The organism is Massilia sp. Mn16-1_5, assembly GCF_004798585.1.
In the GTDB taxonomy this organism is placed as follows: Bacteria; Pseudomonadota; Gammaproteobacteria; order Burkholderiales; family Burkholderiaceae_D; genus Telluria.
Window position 1 is genome coordinate 1 of sequence record NZ_PPXQ01000054.1, and the last position, 1208, is coordinate 1208.

A 1208-nucleotide genomic window follows, 5' to 3' on the forward strand; every position below is an offset into this window, starting at 1 on the left:
AATGGAGTGTGCGATGCCTTGGAAAGAATGTTCCCAGATGTCTTCTAAACTCGAGTTCGCAATGTTGGCGGCAGAGCCCAATATCGACATGCAGGCCCTGTGCCGGTCTTTCGGCGTCAGCCGAAAGACCGGCTATAAGTGGCGTAAGCTCTACCTCGAACATGGCAAGGAAGGGTTGAGGGACCGGTCGCGGATTCCGTTATCCATGCCTCGACGCTGCAGTGCAGAACTCGAGGAAATGGTAGTGGCCTTGCATGACAGATACCCTTGCTGGGGAGCGCGCAAGTTGCGGGCCTTGCTGCCCGACGAAATAGCGCCGCATCCCAATACGATTGCCGCGATCCTGCGCCGGCACGGGCGCCAGTTGGTGCCGCAGACAGACCAAACGAGCCCATCAAAAAAACGCTTCGAGCACGAAGCGCCAAATCTGCTGTGGCAGATGGACTTCAAGGGGCACTTTGCACTGACCGACCCACGCGCCGGCCGCTGTCATCCGTTGACGGTGCTGGACGACTATTCGCGCTTTTCAATAGCATTGAAAGCCTGTTCGGGCGAGACCTACGAACAGGTGCAGGCAGCGCTGACACAGGCTTTCTGCCTGTATGGGCTGCCTGAACGGATTACCTGTGATAACGGCCCGCCATGGGGAACGTCAGGACACGAGACGTTATCACGCCTGGAGGTCTGGCTCATTCGTCTTGGAGTTCGTGTCAGCCATAGCAGGCCGTATCACCCGCAGACACAGGGCAAGGACGAACGCTTTCACCGTACGCTCAAGCGTGATTTGCTCGCGCGCTTTGGTTTCAATTCGATCGAAGCATGCCAGCTCGGATTCGACGACTGGCGTGAGCAATACAACCTGCTTCGGCCCCACGAAGCACTCGGGCAAAAGCCTCCGATCACGCGTTACCGCCCCAGCGCCAGACCATTTCCGACTCACCTACCAATCGTTGAATATGACGATACCGATACGGTGCGCCAAGTCCGGCGCCACGGCCAACTTGCCTTCAAGGGGCACGATTATTTCGTCGGCGAAGGCCTGACCGGCGAACGCGTAGCCATCCGACCAGCTAATGATGACGGGCTCTTCCAAGTGTTTTTCTGCGACCGCGAGGTCACCCAAATCAACCTTAGAACCAGCTAGAATCTAACCCGGCAGTGTCACCTATGTGTCTAGACACCTGTTACCTATGTGTCTGTGCTATACA

At 57.0% G+C, this 1208-nt stretch carries 1 protein-coding gene; it reads left to right on the forward strand.

The annotated features are described in order from the left end of the window. A partial coding sequence (locus C2862_RS25010) for an IS481 family transposase (RefSeq protein WP_136223761.1) occupies nucleotides 1-1144 on the forward strand: 1144 nt, incomplete at its 5' end. Nucleotides 1145-1208: the final 64 nt, after the last annotated feature.